Here is a 17588-nt window from a genome sequence, read left to right on the forward strand (position 1 = left end):
TGGCGGGCATGTCCGCTCTGAGTTCCGTCCGGGTCCTTCTCGGCCTCCTGCGGTCGCCGAAGTCCGCTCCCCTGGTCGGCCGTCGGGCCGCGGGAAACCGTCGACGCCGAGGAGCGGCTCGCGGAGCCGGGCACCGGGCAGCGTGAACGGTCTCGTGCACGCAGTCGTCACCCGCTGCGTCCGCGACGGGGAGGTGCTCTCTGAGGCCCAGGTCAACGAACGGCTGTCCGTCCTAGACGTCCTAGCGGCGACTAGCCGTCGTAGTGGTGCACGTGGAGGCGGCGCGCCGCCTCCGCGATGGAGCCGGTCAGTGACGGGAAGACCGTGAAGGTGCTGGCCACGTCGTCCACGTGCAGCTTCTTCGCCACGGCGAGAGCGATCGGGAAGATGAGCTCCGAGGCGTTCGGCCCCACCACCACGCCGCCGATCACCGTTCCGGAGCCCTTGCGGGAGATGATCTTGACGAAGCCGTCCTTCGAGTTGCGCATCTTGGCGCGCGGGTTGGCCTTGAGGGGCAGCATGACCACATCGCCCTGGTACCGGCCCGTGGAGAGGTCCTTCTCGGACACACCCACGGAGGCGATCTCCGGAGACGTGAAGATGTTGGACGCCACCTCGTTGAGCTTGAGGGGACGCACGCCGTCGCCCATGATGTGGGCCACCGCGATGCGGCCCTGCATGGCCGCGACGGAGGCCAGGGCGAACACGCCCGTGCAGTCACCCGCGGCGTAGACGTTGTGCGCGGTGGTGCGGGAGACGCCGTCGACCTTGATGTGGCCCGAGTCGGTCAGGGCCACGCCGGCGTTCTCCAGGCCGATGCCCTCGGTGTTCGGGATCGAGCCCACGCACATGAGGCAGTGGGTGCCGGTGATGGTGCTGCCGTCGCCGAGGGTGACCAGCACGCCGTCGTCGGTGCGCTCCACCTTCTCGGCACGCGAACGGGACAGCACGCGCACCCCGCGGCGTTCGAAGACCTCTTCCAGCACGTCAGCGGCGTCGCTGTCCTCCCCCGGGAGGACCTGGTCGCGGCTGGAGATCAGGGTGACCTTGGAGCCCAGGCCGTTGTACGCGGAGGCGAACTCGGCGCCGGTCACGCCGGAACCGACCACGATCAGTTCCTCGGGCAGCGTGGTCAGGTTGTAGAGCTGGGTCCAGTTCAGGATCCGCTCGCCGTCCGGCTTGGCGCTCGGCAGCTCGCGGGGGTGGGCGCCGACGGCCAGGATGATGGCGTCGGCGTCGACCGTGCGCACCGAACCCGACTTGGTGGTGACCTTGATGGTGCGGTCGTCCTGCAGCACGCCGTCGCCGATCAGCACCTTCACGCCGGCCTCCTCGAGGCTGCGGCGGATGTCATCCGACTGCTCCTGCGCCAGCTCCATGACACGGCGGTCGATGTGCTCGAGATCCGCGACCATGGTCGGCGCACCGGAGTCGACCTCGAAGCGGACACCCAGTGAGTGGGCCTCCGAGACGCGCGCCATGAGGTCCGCCGTGGCGATCAGCGTCTTGGAAGGGACGACGTCGGTCAGGACCGCGGCGCCCCCCAGACCGTTGCGCTCGATGACGGTGACCTTGGCACCCAGGGATGCGGCCACCGCGGCGGCCTCGTAACCACCGGGACCACCGCCCAGGACGGTGATACGGGGCGCGGCGAAATCAGGATGCGTGCTCACAAAGGTCAATTCTGTCCCATGCACTGCCCCACTGCCAGCCGAGGCGCCGTCACGAAGCGGTCACCGGGCCGAAAGTGACGGATACCACCTCAGTATCGGAGCCGCGCGGCACCCGGTCCCGGCCACGCCACCCCACATCCACCGCCCGTGCTGGGCAAGAACGCGGCCCTGCGAGTACGGTTTTCCCGTGACTACCTTGGACTTGAACACGATGGATCCCTTCGAGGCCGCGAAGCTCGCCGCTGAGCACATCGCCCGCGAAACAGGGGTCGAGCAGCACGACGTCGCCCTGGTGCTGGGCTCCGGCTGGGGTGGGGCCGCCGATCTGATCGGCGAGACCACCCACACGCTGGACGCCGCGACCGTGCCCGGCTTCCACGCCCCGGCGGTGGTCGGCCACACCGGCACCATCCGCTCGGTCCTCACCACCGACGGCAAGCGCGCCCTGGTCCTCGGAGCCCGCACCCACTTCTACGAGCGCAAGGGCGTCCGCGCCGTCGCGCACGGTGTCCGCACCGCGGCGGCCGCCGGCTGCAAGACCCTCGTGCTGACCAACGGCTGCGGCGGCCTCAACGAGAACTGGAAGCCCGGCACCCCCGTGCTGATCAGCGACCACATCAACCTGACGGCCGCCTCCCCGCTGGAGGGCGCCACCTTCGTGGACCTCACGGACCTCTACTCGTCCCGGATCCGCGGGCTGGCCCGCGAGGTGGACCCCACCCTGGACGAAGGCGTCTACGCCCAGTTCACCGGTCCCCACTACGAAACCCCGTCCGAGGTCCAGATGGCCAAGATCATGGGCGCCAGCCTGGTCGGCATGTCCACCGCGCTGGAGGCCATCGCCGGCCGCCAGTCCGGCATGGAGGTCTTCGGCATCTCCCTGGTGACCAACCTCGCCGCGGGCATCAGCCCGGAACCCCTCAGCCACGCCGAGGTCCTGGAGGCCGGCCAGGCCGCCGGCCCGCGCATCTCCGCTCTGCTCGCCCAGATCATCGGCAAGCTCTGAGCCATGGCCCCGCACAGCACGGCGCACGACGACGCCGCCCCCACTCCCCTGCCCACCGGCCTCGCGCAGCGGGCCCGGGAGTGGGCGGCCACTGATCCTGACGGCGCCACCGCGGCGCGGCTGCTCGCCCTCGTGGACGACGCGGAGCGCGGCTCCGCCGCTGCCCGGGCCGAGCTGGAGGACGCGTTCTCCGGGACCCTGCAATTCGGGACCGCCGGCCTCCGGGCCGCCCTGGGCCCGGGTCCGATGCGGATGAACCGCGTGGTGGTCCGCCGTGCTGCGGCCGGTTTCGCGGCCTTCCTCAACGAGGCCCTGGGCGCAGACGGCGATGCCCGTGCACCGCGCGTCGTGGTCGGCTTCGACGCCCGCCACAATTCGGACGTCTTCGCGCAGGACTCGGCCGCCGTGTTCACGGCGGCGGGCCTGGAGGTCTTCCTCATGCCGTCCGCGCTGCCCACCCCCCTGCTCGCCTACGCGGTGCGGGCCCTGGACGCCGACGGCGGCGTGATGGTCACGGCCAGCCACAACCCGCCCCAGGACAACGGCTACAAGGTCTATCTGGGAGGCCGGGCCGTGCCGGAGGGCGCGCGCGGCTCACAGATCGTGGAACCCTACGACGCCCAGATCGCGGCGGCGATCGCCGCCGTGGGGCCGTCCGAGTCGATCCCCCTGGCCGAGTCCGGCTGGGAGGTGCTCCCCGCGTCGATCGAGGATGATTACCGCACGGCCGTGGTGGCGCTGGCCCTCCCGGACCGGTTCCCGGAGCGGGACCTGGACATCGTCCTCACCCCCATGCACGGCGTGGGTGGCCGGACCACCGAAGCGGTGCTGCGTGAGGCCGGGTTCTCCTCGGTGACCCAGGTGTCCGAGCAGGCTCAGCCCGACCCGGACTTCCCCACCGTGAGCTTCCCGAACCCCGAAGAGCCCGGCGCCCTGGACCTGGCCCTGGCCCTGGCGGCGGAATCAGGTGCGGACCTCGTCCTGGCCAACGACCCCGACGCGGACCGCGCCGCCGTGGCCGCTTTCGACCCGGACGCCGACGGCGGCCGGGGCGCGTGGCGGATGCTGCGCGGCGACGAGGTGGGGGCCCTGCTGGGTGCCCACATGGTGCGGCGGATGGACGGGCGGGTTTCCGGTGTCTTCGCCAATTCGATCGTGTCCTCCCGGCTGCTCTCCCGCATCGCCGCGGCGGCGGGCTACGAGCACCGCGAGACTCTCACCGGTTTCAAATGGATCTCCCGTGTGCCCGGCCTGGTCTACGGCTACGAGGAGGCCCTCGGTTACTGCGTGGCCCCGGAACTGGCCCGCGACAAGGACGGTATCTCCGCGGCCCTGCTGATCGCCGAACTCGCGGCCCACGCCAAGGCCGAGGGGAAGACCGTCTTCGACCTTCTCGACGCCCTGGCCCTGGAACACGGCCTGCACGCGAGCGACCAGCTGAGCCTCCGCGTGGCCGACCTCAGCCTGCTGGACACCATGATGGCGACCCTGCGCGCGACTCCCCCGGCCGCCCTGGCGGGCTCCGCCGTCGTCGTCGCGCAGGATCTCTCGCAGGGCACGGACGAGCTTCCCGGCACCAACGGGCTCAAGTACCTCAGCGAGGACGGCACGCAGGTGATCGTCCGGCCGAGCGGCACCGAGCCGAAGCTCAAGTGCTACCTCGAGGTAGTGGTGCCCGTCACCGGTCCCGAGGCGCTGCCCGAGGCCAAGCAGGAGGCCCGGCGCCGCCTGGACGCCGTGCTGAACGGCATGAGGTCAGCACTGGGCGTCTGAGCGCCCGACATGAGATTCTGGGGAATCACCGCACTCACCGCGCGCGCCACCACTCCCGGCACAGCGCCCCGACATCAGGCAGGCAAAGGAACACCATGAGCACGAACATCGCCTCTTACATCGATCACACCCTCCTCAAGCCGGACGCGAGCCGGGAGGACGTGCAGCGGGTCTGCGCCGAGGCCGTGGAGTACGGCTTCAAGTCGGTCTGTGTGAACCCGGTGTGGGTCAAGACCGCCGTCCAGGCTCTGAAGGGCAGCCCCGTGCTTTGCTGTGCCGTGGTGGGCTTCCCGCTGGGCGCCACGCCCACCGATGTGAAGGTCTTCGAGGCACGCGGCGCCGTGGAGGACGGCGCGGCCGAGATCGACATGGTCATCAACATCGCCTCCGCCCGGGCGGACGACAAGGACGCCCTCGTGGAGGACATCGCGGCGGTGGCCGCCGCGGTGCACGACGGCGAGGCGATCCTCAAGGTCATCATCGAGACCGCACTGCTCACGGACGAGCAGAAGGTCCTGGCCTGCCAGGCCTCCGTCGAGGCGGGCGCGGACTTCGTGAAGACCTCCACCGGTTTCAACGGCGGCGGGGCGACGGTGGAGGACGTGAAGCTCATGCGCGCCACCGTGGGGCCTGATCTGGGCGTCAAGGCGTCCGGCGGCGTGCGGAGCCTCGAGGATGCACAGGCTATGATTGCTGCTGGTGCCACCCGCATCGGCGCGAGCTCCGGCATCGCGATCGTCAAGGGCGAACAGGGTCAGACCGACTACTGAGAACCCACGGTTCCCCTCCGGGGACCCGACAGCGAGCCCCTGCCGGGCCGCCCTGCGGAAGACTGAAGACGTCCCTGCGGACGTCATGACAAAGAAAGTTGGGAGAACATGTCCCGTCCGATCGGCAAAGAGAACAACACCGTCCAGTCCGTGGTGCTGTTCATCATCTGCTTCGCGCTGTTCGCCGGGGCTGTCTACTCGCTCTCCTTCCTGAGCCTGGACAACCCGTGGCCCGCCGCGGTCACACTGATCCTCTTCGCGCTGGCCTTCGCCATCCCGCAGCACGTGCTCGGCCGTTCCGACACGCTCGCCGAGCTGGAGCGCGTCAAGCAGGACGCCGGCAAGTAACCGAGCTTCTCACCACGAAGGCCCCGGAGGTACGCCTCCGGGGCCTTCGTGTTTCCAGGGCCCGTCTGATTCCGGGGATGCGCGCCCTGTTTCACTTTTCGCGGGGATATTGACCCGCCGGCAGTGAAACAGAGCGCGAAGCCGGCTGCCGCCTAGTCCTCGAAGATCGCCGAGAGCACGTTGCGGGCCCACTCCAGGACCTGGGCGTCCGCCAGGTCCCGGCCGCCGACACGGGCCGTCTTCGGCTTGGGGATCAGCACCGCATTGAGCGCCGGCTTGATCTGGGAGCCCGGGTACATACGGCTCAGCCGCATGGTCTTGGACTCCGGCAGCGCCGCGGGAGCGAACTTGATGAAGTTGCCCTGGACCGCGACGTCGGTCAGGCCGACCGCGCGCGCGGCCACCCGGAAGCGGGCCACGTCCAGGAGGTTGACCACCGGGGCGGGCGGCTCGCCGTAGCGGTCCACCAGTTCGTCGCGCACCTCATCGATGGCCGCATCAGTGTGCGCCGCCGCGAGCTTGCGGTAGGCCTCCAGGCGGAGCCGCTCCCCCGGCACGTAGTCGTGCGGAAGGTGGGCGTTGATCGGCAGCTCGATCTTCATCTCCGCCGCCGCTTCCTCCTTCTCGCCCCGGTACTCCGCCACGGCCTCGCCGACCAGGCGGATGTAGAGGTCGAAGCCCACACCCTGGATGTGGCCCGACTGCTCACCGCCCAGGAGGTTGCCCGCGCCGCGGATCTCCAGGTCCTTCATGGCCAGCTGCATGCCCGCACCGAGTTCGTTGTGCGCGGCCACGGCCTTGAGGCGTTCCAGGGCCACCTCGCCCAGGGGCTTCTCCGACGGGTACAGGAAGTACGCGTAGGCGCGTTCGCGGCCACGGCCCACGCGGCCGCGCAGCTGGTGCAGCTGGGAGAGGCCGTAGTTGTTGGCGCCGTCCACGATCAGGGTGTTGGCGTTGGAGATGTCCAGGCCGGTCTCGATGATGGTGGTGCACACCAGGACGTCGAAACGCTTCTCCCAGAAGTCCACGATGATCTGTTCCAGGCGCGCCTCGGTCATCTGGCCGTGCGCCACCTCCACCCGGGCCTCGGGGACCAGTTCACGGATGGATGCCGCCACGCGGTCGATCGAGGAGACCCGGTTGTGCACGAAGAAGACCTGGCCTTCGCGCATGAGCTCACGGCGGACCGCGGCGGAGACCTGCTTGTCCGTGTAGGGGCCCACATAGGTCAGGACGGGGTGGCGCTCCTCCGGTGGCGTGGCCAGCGTGGAGGTCTCCCGGATGCCGGTCAGGGACATCTCCAGGGTGCGCGGGATCGGGGTGGCGGACATGGCCAGCACGTCCACATTGGTGCGCATCTTCTTGAGCGCCTCCTTGTGTTCCACACCGAAACGCTGTTCCTCGTCGATGATGACGAGGCCCAGGTCCTTGAACTCGATCTCCTTGGAAAGCAGACGGTGCGTGCCGATCACCAGGTCGACACTGCCGTCCTTGACTCCGGCCAGCGTCTCCTTGGACTCCTTGGCGGTCTGGAACCGGGACAGCGCCCGGACCCGGATCGGGAAACCGGAGAACCGCTCGCTGAAGGTCTCGTGGTGCTGCTGAGCGAGCAGGGTGGTGGGCACCAGGACCGCCACCTGCTTGCCGTCCTGGATGGCCTTGAACGCGGCGCGGACCGCGATCTCCGTCTTGCCGTAGCCGACGTCGCCGGACACCAGGCGGTCCATGGGGATCTCCTTCTCCATGTCCGCCTTGACCTCGTTGATGGTGGTCAGCTGGTCCGGCGTCTCCACATACGGGAACGCCTGCTCCAGTTCACGCTGCCAGGGGGTGTCCGGGCCGAAGGAGTGACCCCTGGACGCCATGCGGGCCGAGTAGAGCCGGATGAGCTCCCCGGCGATCTCCTTGACGGCGCGGCGGGCCTTGGACTTGGTGGACGCCCAGTCCGAGCCGCCCATCTTGCTCAGAGCCGGGGTGTCACCGCCGACGTAGCGCGTGACCTGGTCCAGCTGATCGGTGGGGACGAACAGGCGGTCGCCCGGCGCACCGCGCTTGGAGGGCGCGTATTCCAGGACCAGGTACTCGCGCACCCCGTCCGAGCCGGCGGTCTTGCGCTGCACCAGCTCCACGAAGCGGCCGATGCCGTGCTGTTCGTGCACCACGAAGTCCCCCGCGTGCAGGGACAGGGGGTCGACGGCGTTGCGGCGCCGGGACGGCATCTTCCGCATGTCCTTGGTGCCGCCGCGCTCGCTGGAGCGTCCCAGCAGATCGGCTTCGGTGAGGACGCCGAACTTCAGCCCGTCCAGCACGAAGCCGTGTCCGGCTTCGGCCGTGGTGATCTCGATGATGCCGGGTGCGGGGGCGTCGGCCAGACGGTCCACCCGGGCGCACGGCACGTCGGCGTCGTGGAACAGCTCGGCCAGGCGCTGCGCGGGGCCGGGGCCGTCCGTGACCACGACCAGCCGCCACGAGTCCTTGATGCGGGACGAGATGAACTCCAGCATCTCCCCCACATCGCCGCGGTACCCGCGCGGTTCCCTGGCGCGCAGGGCCAGCACGTCGACGTCGTGCCCCAGTTCCTCGTCCACGCCCAGGGTGGAGACGTCCCACCAGGAGACGCCCGCCGACTGCGCGTCGGTGCGCGTGTCCGCGAGGGTGCGGAAGCTCGCCTCGTGCAGAAGCGCCTCCGGGTCCAGGCCGAGGTCCAGCGGCGCGGCCCCGCCGTCGGAGGCGGTGGACCAGGCCGCGGCGAGGAACTCCTCGTTGGTGGCGATGAGGTCATGGGCGCGCAGCCGGACCTTCTCCGGCTCGATCATGAACGCGATCGAGCCCTCGGGGAGCGAGGAGACGAACGGCACCATGGAGTCGACCAGGACGGGGGCCAGGGACTCCATGCCCTCCACCGTGATCCCGCCCGCGATCTTCTCGAGCATGTCCGCCGCGCCCGGCATGCTCTTCTGCAGCTTCGCGGCGCGGGACATGACGGACGGCGTGATGAGGAGTTCACGGCACGGCGGGGCCCAGAGCACGTCCGGATGGACGACGCCGTCACCCACAGTGAGGGAACGCTGATCGGCGACGGCGAAGTAGCGCATCTGCTCCACCTCGTCGCCGAAGAACTCGATACGGATGGGGTGGCTCTCCGTGGGCGGGAAGACGTCGAGGATGCCGCCGCGCACCGCGAACTCGCCGCGGTGCGTGACCATGTCCACCCGGGCGTAGGCCGCCGCGGACAGGCGGCGCACGAGGTCCTCGAACGGTTCCTCCGCACCGACGCGCACCGTGACGGGCTCCAGATCGCCGAGGCCGGCCACCACCGGCTGCACGACGGCGCGCACCGGCGCCACCACCACGCGCAGCGGCGTGGCGAACGCCTCCGGATGGGCCAGCCGGCGCAGGACGGTCAGCCGGCGGCCGACCGTGTCGGAGCGGGGCGAGAGCCGTTCGTGGGGCAGCGTCTCCCAGCTGGGGAACTCGGCCACCTCGTCCTCGGGAAGATAGGCACGCAGCGCGGCCGCGAGGTCTTCGGCCTCGCGGCCCGTGGCCGTCACGGCGAGCACGACGGCGGGCGCGGCCGCCGTCTCACCGTTCGCGGGAGGCAGGGTGTCCCGATCCAGGTCCTTCAGGCCGTCCACGAGCTCCGCGATGACCACCGGGTTCAGGCCGCTGGGCGCACCGAGGTGGAAATCGTCGCTGCGCCGGGTGCCCTGCGCGGCGGACACCCGCAGATTCCCGAAGGCCGGGTCCTCGGACAGGACGGTGCGGATGCCCTCCAGCTGTGCACGGAACACGGCGGGATTCTGGGACGACGGTGCGGACGCGGTGCGAGGACTCATGCTGGCTGCTGCTTTCCTGGCGGGCTCGGTGGAGGGGGTCGCCAGGGATCACCGGGCAACACAAACACCCGGGACTTGGGAAAGTACCGGGTGTTTCCAGTGTAATCCGCACCGCCGGATCCCTCCCGGCCCCATCTCTCGCGAGGGGCGGGCCGGGAGGGATTCCGCGGTGTCAGGCCTGCGGATTACTCCGCGGGGATCTGCAGGTCCTGACCCGGGAAGATCAGGTTCACATCGGTGATGGTGTTCGCGTTGGCGTCGGCCAGGAGCTCCCAGCCACCCTTCAGACCGAGCTTCTGCGCGATCTTGGCCAGGGTGTCCCCTGCCTCGACCGTGTAGGTCTTGCCGGTCACGGGCACCTCGGCCGCGTGGCGCGGCGCGGGCTGAGCCTGCTCCACCGGAGCCTGCTGGACGGGGGCCTGCTGCACGGGAGCCTGCTGCGGGGCCTGCTGGGCGTCGTACTGACCCTGCACCTGGACCTGCGTGTTCTGAGCCGGGGCCGGAGCCGCGGCGGCGGAACCACCGCCGTTGCCCGAGAGGCCCAGCTGGGAGGAGCAGGACGGCCAGGCGCCCCAGCCCTGGTTGGCCTGAACCTTCTCGGCCACGGCGATCTGCTGGGACTTGGAGGCCTGGGCAGCGGAACCGGTGCCGCCGTAGGCCTGCCAGGTGCTCTGATCGAACTGCAGGCCACCGTAGTAGCCGTTGCCCGTGTTGATGGACCAGTTGCCACCGGACTCGCACTGAGCCAGTGCGTCCCAGGTGGACTCGCCGGCTGCGTTCGCCGCCGGAGCCGCGAGTGCGACGCCTCCGAGGAGCGCGCCGGAGGCGGCGACGACTGCAAGAGAGCGACGGGTAGCCAGGGAGATTGCGTTCTGCTTCATGATTTCCAAATGCTCGGGGCTCCACCGGTACTCATTCCGTCCCCGGAAATCCTCGTACGCCACCGGCCCCTGACGTCTTGAGGTCAGGACGTGGTCACGGCACAGACGGTGGCGGTCGGTGGACGGCAGTGACCCGGCATATTCAGCCCACGGACAGGAAGTCCTCGAGGGCGTTGTCTCCGCCGGGATCTGGTCTCCGGCGGCTGGGTTCGTTATCAAACCTTTATAAGAGCGTAGGGCATCCGGACCCCTCAGGCCAAAAAACGCCGCCTGTGAATCCCCTGAAGGCCCCGATTCACAGGAAGCCGCCTACCATGGTGAAGGCCCCGCAGACCGCGTGGGCGCACCCGACCCTGGAGGATCCATGGCCCTGAACGCTTCGACCACCGTGCCCTTCGGACTGCCGGAGGTGGCGGCCGTCCTGGTCAACGAGGACTTCGTCCGCCACGTGAGCGAACTCGTCGGCGGCACGCTGGAGCAGTTCACCATCGAGGGTGACACCGCCGCCGCTTTCACCGCCACCGTGGTGCGCACGGTGCCGACCACGCGCCTTCCGGAGATCGCCCGCAAGGTGGTGGGCGAGGCCCTCACCGTCACCCAGCGTGAATCCTGGACCGCTCCCCTGGAGGACGGCAGCCGTCAGGCCGACATCCAGATCTCCATCAGCGGAGCGCCCGTGAGCGCCTCCGCCCTGCAGAAGCTCGTCCCCCTGGACGGTCAGACCCGGATCGACGTCGAGGGCGAGGTGACCTCCTCCATCCCGTTCCTGGGCGGCAAGATCGCCGGTGCGGCCGAGCCCTTGGTCGGCAAGGCCCTGAACCTGCAGGCGCAGGAGGCCCAGTCCTGGCTCGAAAGCCACTGACGCAGGTCCCCGCCTGAGAGGGCTGGGAGGTCTGAGGCATCCGAGCCGTCCGAGCCGTCTGAGCCGTCCGAGCCGCCGACGCCGGCCTCCACCCCGCTGAAACAGTGAGTTCCCGTCGAAACCGTGTGTTTAAAACACTGTTTCGACGGGAACTCACTGTTTCAGCACGAGCGGCGCCGTGTTCAGCCAGAGCGGCGCCGTGCCGGCCTGTCTCAACCCAGACTGATCTCCGGGATGTCACGCTCCCGCCAGCGCGTGCGCAGCCAGCGGTCGTGCGTGGCGATCACCACGGCGCCGGCGAAGGCGTCGAGCGCCTCCTCCAGCTCCTCCACCAAGGCCAGTGACAGATGGTTGCTGGGTTCGTCCAGCAGGAGCACGTCGGGCGGGTCCGCCACGAGCGCGGCGAGCGCCACGCGCCGCTGCTGCCCGACACTCAGACACTCCAGGCTCCGCCCCGTGTCCTGCTCGGTGAGCAGTCCCAGTGACGCCAGCGGAATCCTCTCGGACCGGTCGAAGCCCACGGCGCGGGCATACCACTCGGCGGCGCTCAGTCCCGGTTCCTGGAACACGGTGTCCTGTGCCAGATGACCCACCCGTGAGCCCTCGGCCCACGTCAGCGCGCCCTCGTGCCGGACCTGCCCGGCCAGGGCCTTCAGCAGCGTCGACTTGCCACTGCCGTTGGCCCCCGTGAGCAGCAGACGGCCCTGCGGGGCGAGTGCGAAGGAGACGGGCTCCAGGCGGCCGGGAACCGACACCCGGTGCGCGCGCAGCACGGCTTCACCGTCCGCGGCGCCCCGCGCGGCATCCGCGCACGACGACGCCGGGCCGGCCGCCGTCGTCGTGACCTCAGTCTCCGGCGCAGCGCCTGAGCCGTGGTCGAATCCGGCGAAACGCAACGGCTCCGGCGGCCTCCTGACGCGCCCCCGTTCGAGCGTGTCCAGGCGCACGCGGGCGTTGCGGGCCCGGCGCGCGGTGACCTTCGCGTCCTTGTCCGTGTAGAACTTCAGGGAGGCCCTGGCCTCGGTCCGCGGTTCGTTTCTGCGGTTGACGTTGCGGGCGCCCACCTCGATCTCGTGCCGCAGTGCGAGCAGCTCGGCCTGTTCGGCGGCATAGCGTTCCCGCCACTGCCGCATGAGGTCCCGGCGCGCACGCAGGGCGCCGCTGTAATCGCCCCCGAAGTGCCGCACACCGAGACCGCTTCCGCTGTCGGAGGTGGTCTCACGGTCCTCGGGAAGGATTTCCGCGACCGCCGCCTCCCGCCCGGAGGCGGAAGCGGCGGAGGAGACCGGGGACGCCGCGTCCGCCAGCACCACGGCCGGCACCGGCAAGGGGTCCAGGTCCACGATTCGTGTGGCCACCCGGTCCAGGAAGGTGCGGTCGTGACTGGCGAAGAGCACGGGGCCCTTCCAGTCGCGCAAGGCGGATTCCAGATACGCCACCGCGGCGTCATCCAGATGATTGCTCGGTTCGTCCAGCAGCAGGGCGTCCGGTTCCTCCAGCAGGAGGGCCGCGAGCGCCAGCCGGGAACGCTGCCCACCGGACAGCCGTTCCACGGGCGTCCGTTCGTCCAGGCCGGAGAGCCCCAGCCCGGCGAGGACTTCCCCGCGGCGTGCCTGGGCGCTCCAGGCGCCCAGCCGTTCGGCGTCGTCGAGAGCCTGTGCATAGGCGTCCACGTCCTGGCTCTCCAGCGCGGCGAGCGCGTCGAGAGCCGGGCGCTGAGCACGGTCCAGGACCCCTCCGGCGGTGGCGCCGGGAGGCGCTTCAAGTTCCTGGGCGAAGTAGCCCAGACGGTCCGGCCGGAGCACCAGGCCCGCATCCGGGCGCTGGGCACCGGCGGCGATGCGCAGCACGGTGGATTTGCCGGAACCGTTCTCCCCGATCAGACCCACCCGCTGTCCCGGAGAGACGGCGAAGGTGATGTCGCTGAGGACACGGCGTCCGGCGTAGCGCTGGGAGATGCCGTCCAGCGCCAGGTGTTGAAGAGTCATGGCGTGCATGAGAGTCCTTCCGTCAGAACGAAAGTCCCGCCGGCCATGCCACCCATCACGTCTCCGGACGTCCTTGAAGTCTCCGCGGCGGAGATCGCCACGGCAGCGGCCCTGGAGTAAGGGCATGCAGGAGAACCTGGAGAGGGTGGTGAGACGCAGCCACCGCGCTGGAGCCGAGAGCATCCTCCGGTAACGTCCGGAGGGCGGCAGGCGCGGGAATCATCGGCACAGGATGTCAGCGGGACAACGGGCAATGGGAGCCAGCCGTCAGCAGGCTGCGTCAGTTCTTCACCTCTCCAGAGTATCAGTCTTTCCGTCCCCCTTCCGCACCCCCTGCCGCACGGAACGTTCCGCTGCTAGGGTCGGCGTCAAGGGGGAACCTCCGTCCGAGGCGGTTTCCCGCCGCATCAGGCACGAACGGCAGCCGTCCGGAGGGGACTCCATGAACGAGGTCTGGCACGTGGTCCATCGGGAGCGCCGCGCGCTCAGCGCCGATCTGGCGGACCTGGAACCCGGCGCCTGGGACACCCCGTCACTGTGCCCGGGCTGGAGCGTCCACGATATGCTCGCCCATCTGGTGAACGACGCCAGGACCACCTGGGCCGGTTTCGCCCGGGAACTGTTCAGGGCCCGTTTCGACTTCGACGCCCTGAACGCGCTCGGCGTGGAACGGGAACGGCGCGCCGACCCCCGGGACACCCTGCGGGCCTTCAACGCCGTGAGCGGACGCAGCACCAGCGCACCCGCGCCCCGGAACACGCGCCTGGTGGAGGCTTTCGTCCACGGCGAGGACATCCGGCGCCCGCTCGGCATCCACCGGGAGTACCCGGCGCCGTTCCTCGTGGACGCGCTGAAACACCAGCTGGCCACTCCCACCGATTTCGGCGGCGGCAGGGAACGGGCCGCGGGCGTCGCACTCGAGGCCACGGACGCGGAGTTCCGCTGGAAACCGTCGAAGCCCGCGGTGAACGCGGCTCCCGTGGTGCGGGGCAGCGCCCTGGCCCTCCTCCTGGCGGTGTCTGGGCGTCCCGTGAGTCCCGGAGAGCTCGACGGCGACGGTGCGGAAGCCTTCCCCGTCGCCACTCAGGACGGCTGAGCGGGCCGCCCCGGCCTCCGGACTGCGGTAAAATGGTGACTGGTGTGCCGGGAAGTCTGGTCGGCCCACTGCCTCCCCGGGACGGTTCCCGGACGCCGTGGCAGTGGTCAGGAACCGACGACCCTTCAGGAACTCATGAACCAGACACCCACCATCCGCCGCCTGATCCCGGAGCGGCTGCGCGTGACGCGCCTGCTCCGCAACGAGACCACCGGCGGTTTCCTGCTCCTCGCCGCCACCGTAATCGCCCTGCTCTGGGCCAACTCCCCGTGGGGCGCCTCCTACTTCGAACTCCGCGACATCCAGGTCGGGCCCGAAAGTCTGCATCTGAATCTTTCCCTCGGCACCTGGGCGTCCGATGGGCTCCTCGCGGTGTTCTTCTTCCTGGCCGGGCTGGAACTCAAGCGCGAACTCCTCCAGGGTGAGCTGAGCGATCCGCGCAAGGCCCTGGTGCCGGTGGCCGCCGCGGTCGGCGGCGTCGTGGTCCCCGCGCTGCTGTACGTCCTGGTGAATGCCGGCAATCCGGAAGGGCTGGCCGGCTGGGCGATCCCCACGGCCACGGACATCGCCTTCGCGCTGGCCGTGCTCGGCGTGGTCGGTTCCCACCTTCCCGCCGCGCTGCGGACCTTCCTGCTGACCCTGGCGGTCGTGGACGATCTGATCGCGATCGTCATCATCGCGCTCTTCTACGGCGGGGCGCTGCAGATCGGCTACCTGCTGGCGGCACTGCTCCCGCTCGCGGCGTTCGCGGCCCTCGGCCGGGTGGCGGGCGGCCGGTGGGCCCGCTGGTGGACCCTGCTCCCCCTCGCCCTGCTGACGTGGGTGCTCGTGCACTCCTCCGGGATCCACGCCACGGTGGCCGGCGTGCTGCTGGCCTTCACCGTCCCGCTCGGCCGCTCGGCCTCCGAGGCGCCGGCGAACGGCCTGGCCGACCGCCTGGAACACGGCCTCCGCCCGTTCAGCGCGGGCTTCGCCGTGCCCCTCTTCGCCTTCTTCGCCGCGGGGGTCTCCCTCGGAGGGCTCGACGGCGTCCGCTCGGCCGCCGCGGACACCGTGGCCGTGGGGATCGTGCTGGCGCTGGTGGTGGGCAAGTTCATCGGCGTGCTCGGCACGTCCTTCGCCCTCACACGTCTGCCCGGCGTGACCCTGGACAAGTCCGTGCGGTGGCTGGACATGGTGGGGCTGGCCCTGCTGACCGGAGTGGGCTTCACAGTGTCGCTGCTCGTCGCGGATCTCTCCTTCGGCGGAGGGCACGGCGGCGAGGGCTCAGCTCACGGCGAGCACGCCAAGGTGGCCATCCTGGCCGCATCGGTGCTCGCGGCCGTGCTCGGCGCCGTCGTGCTCCGGCTCCGGAACCGCCGGCACCGCAGGCTCGCGGAGAGCTGAGGCCCCGGAAGAACCGGGGCCTCAGGACGAGCCGGAGCGGGTCTGCGTCAGGCCGCGGTGGCCACGGCCTGACGCAGCGCGTCCTCCGCCGCCACCCAGGCGAGCATGGCGCACTTGACCCGGGCCGGGAACTTGGAGACGCCGGACAGGGCCGCGGCGTCGCCCAGCTCCTCCGGGTCGCCCTCCACCGTGCCGCGGGAACGCAGCACGGTGCGGAACTCCTCGATGAGCGTGGCGAGTTCATCCACATCCACCTCGCCCGCGAGGTCGCTCAGCATGGACGCCGAAGCCATCGAGATGGAGCAGCCGTTGCCGAGCCACTCCAGCGACTCGATGCGGCGTTCGCCCTCCGCCCCGCTGACGGACAGCCGCAGGGTGATCTCGTCACCGCAGACGGGGTTCAGCTGGTGGCACTGCCCGGTGCCGGCGGGCCAGGACGTCTCACAGGCCGCCACTTCGCTCAGGCTCCCGCCGTGACGGGCCTTGGCGTGTTCCAGGATGGTCTGCTGGTACAGCGATTCGAGAGAACTCATCACTTCACTCCGAAGAAGCCGCGGACGCCGGCGACGCCCTCCAGGAAGGCGTCCACCTCGCCCTCGGTGGTGTACAGATAGGCGCTCGCCCGGGTCGAGGCCGAGAGGCCGTAGCGCCGGTGGAGGGGCTGCGCGCAGTGGTGACCCACGCGGACGGCGATGCCCTGCGCGTCCAGGTACTGGCCGACGTCGTGGGCATGGACGCCGTCCACGTCGAAGGACACGAGCGCGGCGCGTTCGATGCCGGCCGCGGGGCCGAGCGTCCGGATGCCGGGGATGCCGGACAGGCCTTCGAGCATCCGCTGCGCGAGGACTCCCTCCCGGGCGTGGATACGGTCCATCCCGGTCTCCGTGAGGTACCGGGCGGCTGCGGCCATGGCGATGGCCTGGGACACCGGCTGGGTGCCCGCTTCGAATCGCTGCGGGGCCGGGAGGTAGCCGGAGTGGTCCATGGTCACGGTGGTGATCATGGAGCCGCCGGTGGTGACCGGCGGCAGCGCGTCCAGCAGCTCCTGGCGTCCGTAGAGTGCGCCGATGCCGGTGGGGCCGAGCATCTTATGGCCGGAGAACACGGCGAAATCCACGTCCAGGGCTTTGACGTCCAGCGGAAGGTGCGGGGCGGACTGGCAGGCGTCCAGGACCACCAGAGCGCCGGCTGCGTGAGCCAGGCCCACGAGCTCAGGCACCGGGTTGATGGTGCCCAGCACGTTGGAGACATGGGTGAAGGCGAGCACCTTGGTGCGGGGCCCGATCACCCGGGCCGCCTCCTCCAGGTCCAGCGTGCCCTCGTCGGTGAGGGGGATGTGGCGGAGCGTGGCGCCGGTGCGGCGGCAGAGCTCCTGCCACGGCACCAGATTGGCGTGGTGCTCCATCTCGGTGACCACGATCTCGTCACCGGGACCGAGTGCGAAGCGCCGTGCCTCGGGCGCCACCTCCCCCACGCTGGCGTTGGAGAAGGCGTAGGCCAGCAGATTGAGGCCGGCCGTGGCGTTGGAGGTCCAGACGATCTCCTCCTCGCGGGCGCCGACGAACTGGGCCACGGTGGCGCGCGCGTCCTCGAAAGCCAGCGTGGCGTGGGCCGCCAGAGTGTGCGCGCCGCGGTGCACGGCGGAGTTCCGCTGCTCGTAGAACTCCTGCTCGGCTTCCAGCACGCTGAGGGGGTTCTGGCTGGTGGCCCCCGAATCGAGGTAGACGAGCTCCCGCCCGTTCACCGGATGTGCCAGGAGGGGGAAGTCATTCCGGATCCGGAGGACTTCCACATCAGTCAGAGGGACGCCGCTGTTCACGCTCCCACCTCCGCCTTATTTAGGAAACATTTACCTGGTCTATTCTCGCACCACGCGGGCCTCCGGCGCTTCCCAGGACTACCTAAGTACCCGGTCCCCCGAATTGCGTAGTCCCTACTCGGGCCTGGCCGCGCGGTGCCCCGTAGCGTG

The 17588-nt window shown here is 70.2% G+C and carries 13 protein-coding genes; 7 read left to right on the plus strand and 6 right to left on the minus strand.

The annotated features are described in order from the left end of the window. Window positions 1–251 precede the first annotated feature (251 nt). Complete coding sequence (locus tag AB4Y75_RS08810) at window positions 252–1697, minus strand: NAD(P)H-quinone dehydrogenase (protein ID WP_441435491.1); 1446 nt, start codon at window positions 1695–1697, stop codon at window positions 252–254. 187 nt (window positions 1698–1884) lie between these two features. On the opposite strand from AB4Y75_RS08810, the gene AB4Y75_RS08815 reads away from it, so the two are divergent. The 4 genes from AB4Y75_RS08815 (at window position 1885) to AB4Y75_RS08830 (ending at window position 5570) form a co-directional block, all read left to right on the plus strand. Then, window positions 1885–2679: a purine-nucleoside phosphorylase gene (locus AB4Y75_RS08815; protein WP_441435773.1), complete on the plus strand. Its 795-nt coding sequence runs from the start codon at window positions 1885–1887 to the stop codon at window positions 2677–2679. Between the two features lie 3 nt (window positions 2680–2682). Then, complete coding sequence (locus AB4Y75_RS08820) at window positions 2683–4452, plus strand: phospho-sugar mutase (RefSeq protein WP_441435492.1); 1770 nt, start codon at window positions 2683–2685, stop codon at window positions 4450–4452. A gap of 95 nt (window positions 4453–4547) precedes the next feature. Further along, window positions 4548–5222, plus strand: coding sequence for a deoxyribose-phosphate aldolase (gene deoC / locus AB4Y75_RS08825; protein WP_441435493.1), 675 nt, complete (start codon window positions 4548–4550; stop codon window positions 5220–5222). 108 nt (window positions 5223–5330) lie between these two features. Beyond that, entirely contained in the window at window positions 5331–5570 is a 240-nt protein-coding gene (locus AB4Y75_RS08830; protein ID WP_441435494.1) for a hypothetical protein, read from the plus strand. A 152-nt stretch (window positions 5571–5722) separates the two neighbouring features. Here AB4Y75_RS08830 and mfd read toward each other — a convergent pair whose 3' ends face one another. Continuing rightward, on the minus strand, window positions 5723–9406 hold the full coding sequence (gene mfd / locus AB4Y75_RS08835) for a transcription-repair coupling factor (protein ID WP_441435495.1): 3684 nt from the start codon (window positions 9404–9406) through the stop codon (window positions 5723–5725). Between the two features lie 185 nt (window positions 9407–9591). Further along, on the minus strand, window positions 9592–10287 hold the full coding sequence (locus AB4Y75_RS08840) for a transglycosylase family protein (protein ID WP_441435496.1): 696 nt from the start codon (window positions 10285–10287) through the stop codon (window positions 9592–9594). A gap of 364 nt (window positions 10288–10651) precedes the next feature. Here AB4Y75_RS08840 and AB4Y75_RS08845 point away from each other — a divergent pair, with 364 nt between their 5' ends. Then, complete coding sequence (locus AB4Y75_RS08845) at window positions 10652–11149, plus strand: DUF2505 domain-containing protein (RefSeq protein WP_441435497.1); 498 nt, start codon at window positions 10652–10654, stop codon at window positions 11147–11149. Between the two features lie 212 nt (window positions 11150–11361). On the opposite strand, the gene AB4Y75_RS08850 is transcribed toward AB4Y75_RS08845, so the two are convergent. Beyond that, a complete protein-coding gene (locus tag AB4Y75_RS08850; RefSeq protein WP_441435498.1) occupies window positions 11362–13137 on the minus strand; it encodes an ABC-F family ATP-binding cassette domain-containing protein in 1776 nt (591 codons plus the stop codon). 442 nt (window positions 13138–13579) lie between these two features. Between AB4Y75_RS08850 and AB4Y75_RS08855 the strand changes: the two genes are divergently transcribed. Further along, a complete protein-coding gene (locus AB4Y75_RS08855) occupies window positions 13580–14233 on the plus strand; it encodes a maleylpyruvate isomerase family mycothiol-dependent enzyme (RefSeq protein WP_441435499.1) in 654 nt (217 codons plus the stop codon). A gap of 135 nt (window positions 14234–14368) precedes the next feature. Beyond that, window positions 14369–15619: a Na+/H+ antiporter NhaA gene (gene nhaA / locus AB4Y75_RS08860; RefSeq protein ID WP_441435500.1), complete on the plus strand. Its 1251-nt coding sequence runs from the start codon at window positions 14369–14371 to the stop codon at window positions 15617–15619. Between the two features lie 47 nt (window positions 15620–15666). Here the strand turns inward: nhaA and sufU are convergent, their stop codons facing one another. Beyond that, window positions 15667–16152, minus strand: a complete 486-nt coding sequence (gene sufU, locus AB4Y75_RS08865) for a Fe-S cluster assembly sulfur transfer protein SufU (protein ID WP_441435501.1) — start codon at window positions 16150–16152, stop codon at window positions 15667–15669. Further along, complete coding sequence (locus AB4Y75_RS08870; protein ID WP_441435502.1) at window positions 16152–17438, minus strand: SufS family cysteine desulfurase; 1287 nt, start codon at window positions 17436–17438, stop codon at window positions 16152–16154. Before AB4Y75_RS08870 ends, sufU begins: the two co-directional genes overlap by 1 nt. Between the last annotated feature and the right edge of the window lie 150 nt (window positions 17439–17588).

It is taken from the genome of Arthrobacter sp. RAF14, from assembly GCF_052114185.1.
GTDB lineage: Bacteria > Actinomycetota > Actinomycetes > Actinomycetales > Micrococcaceae > Arthrobacter_E.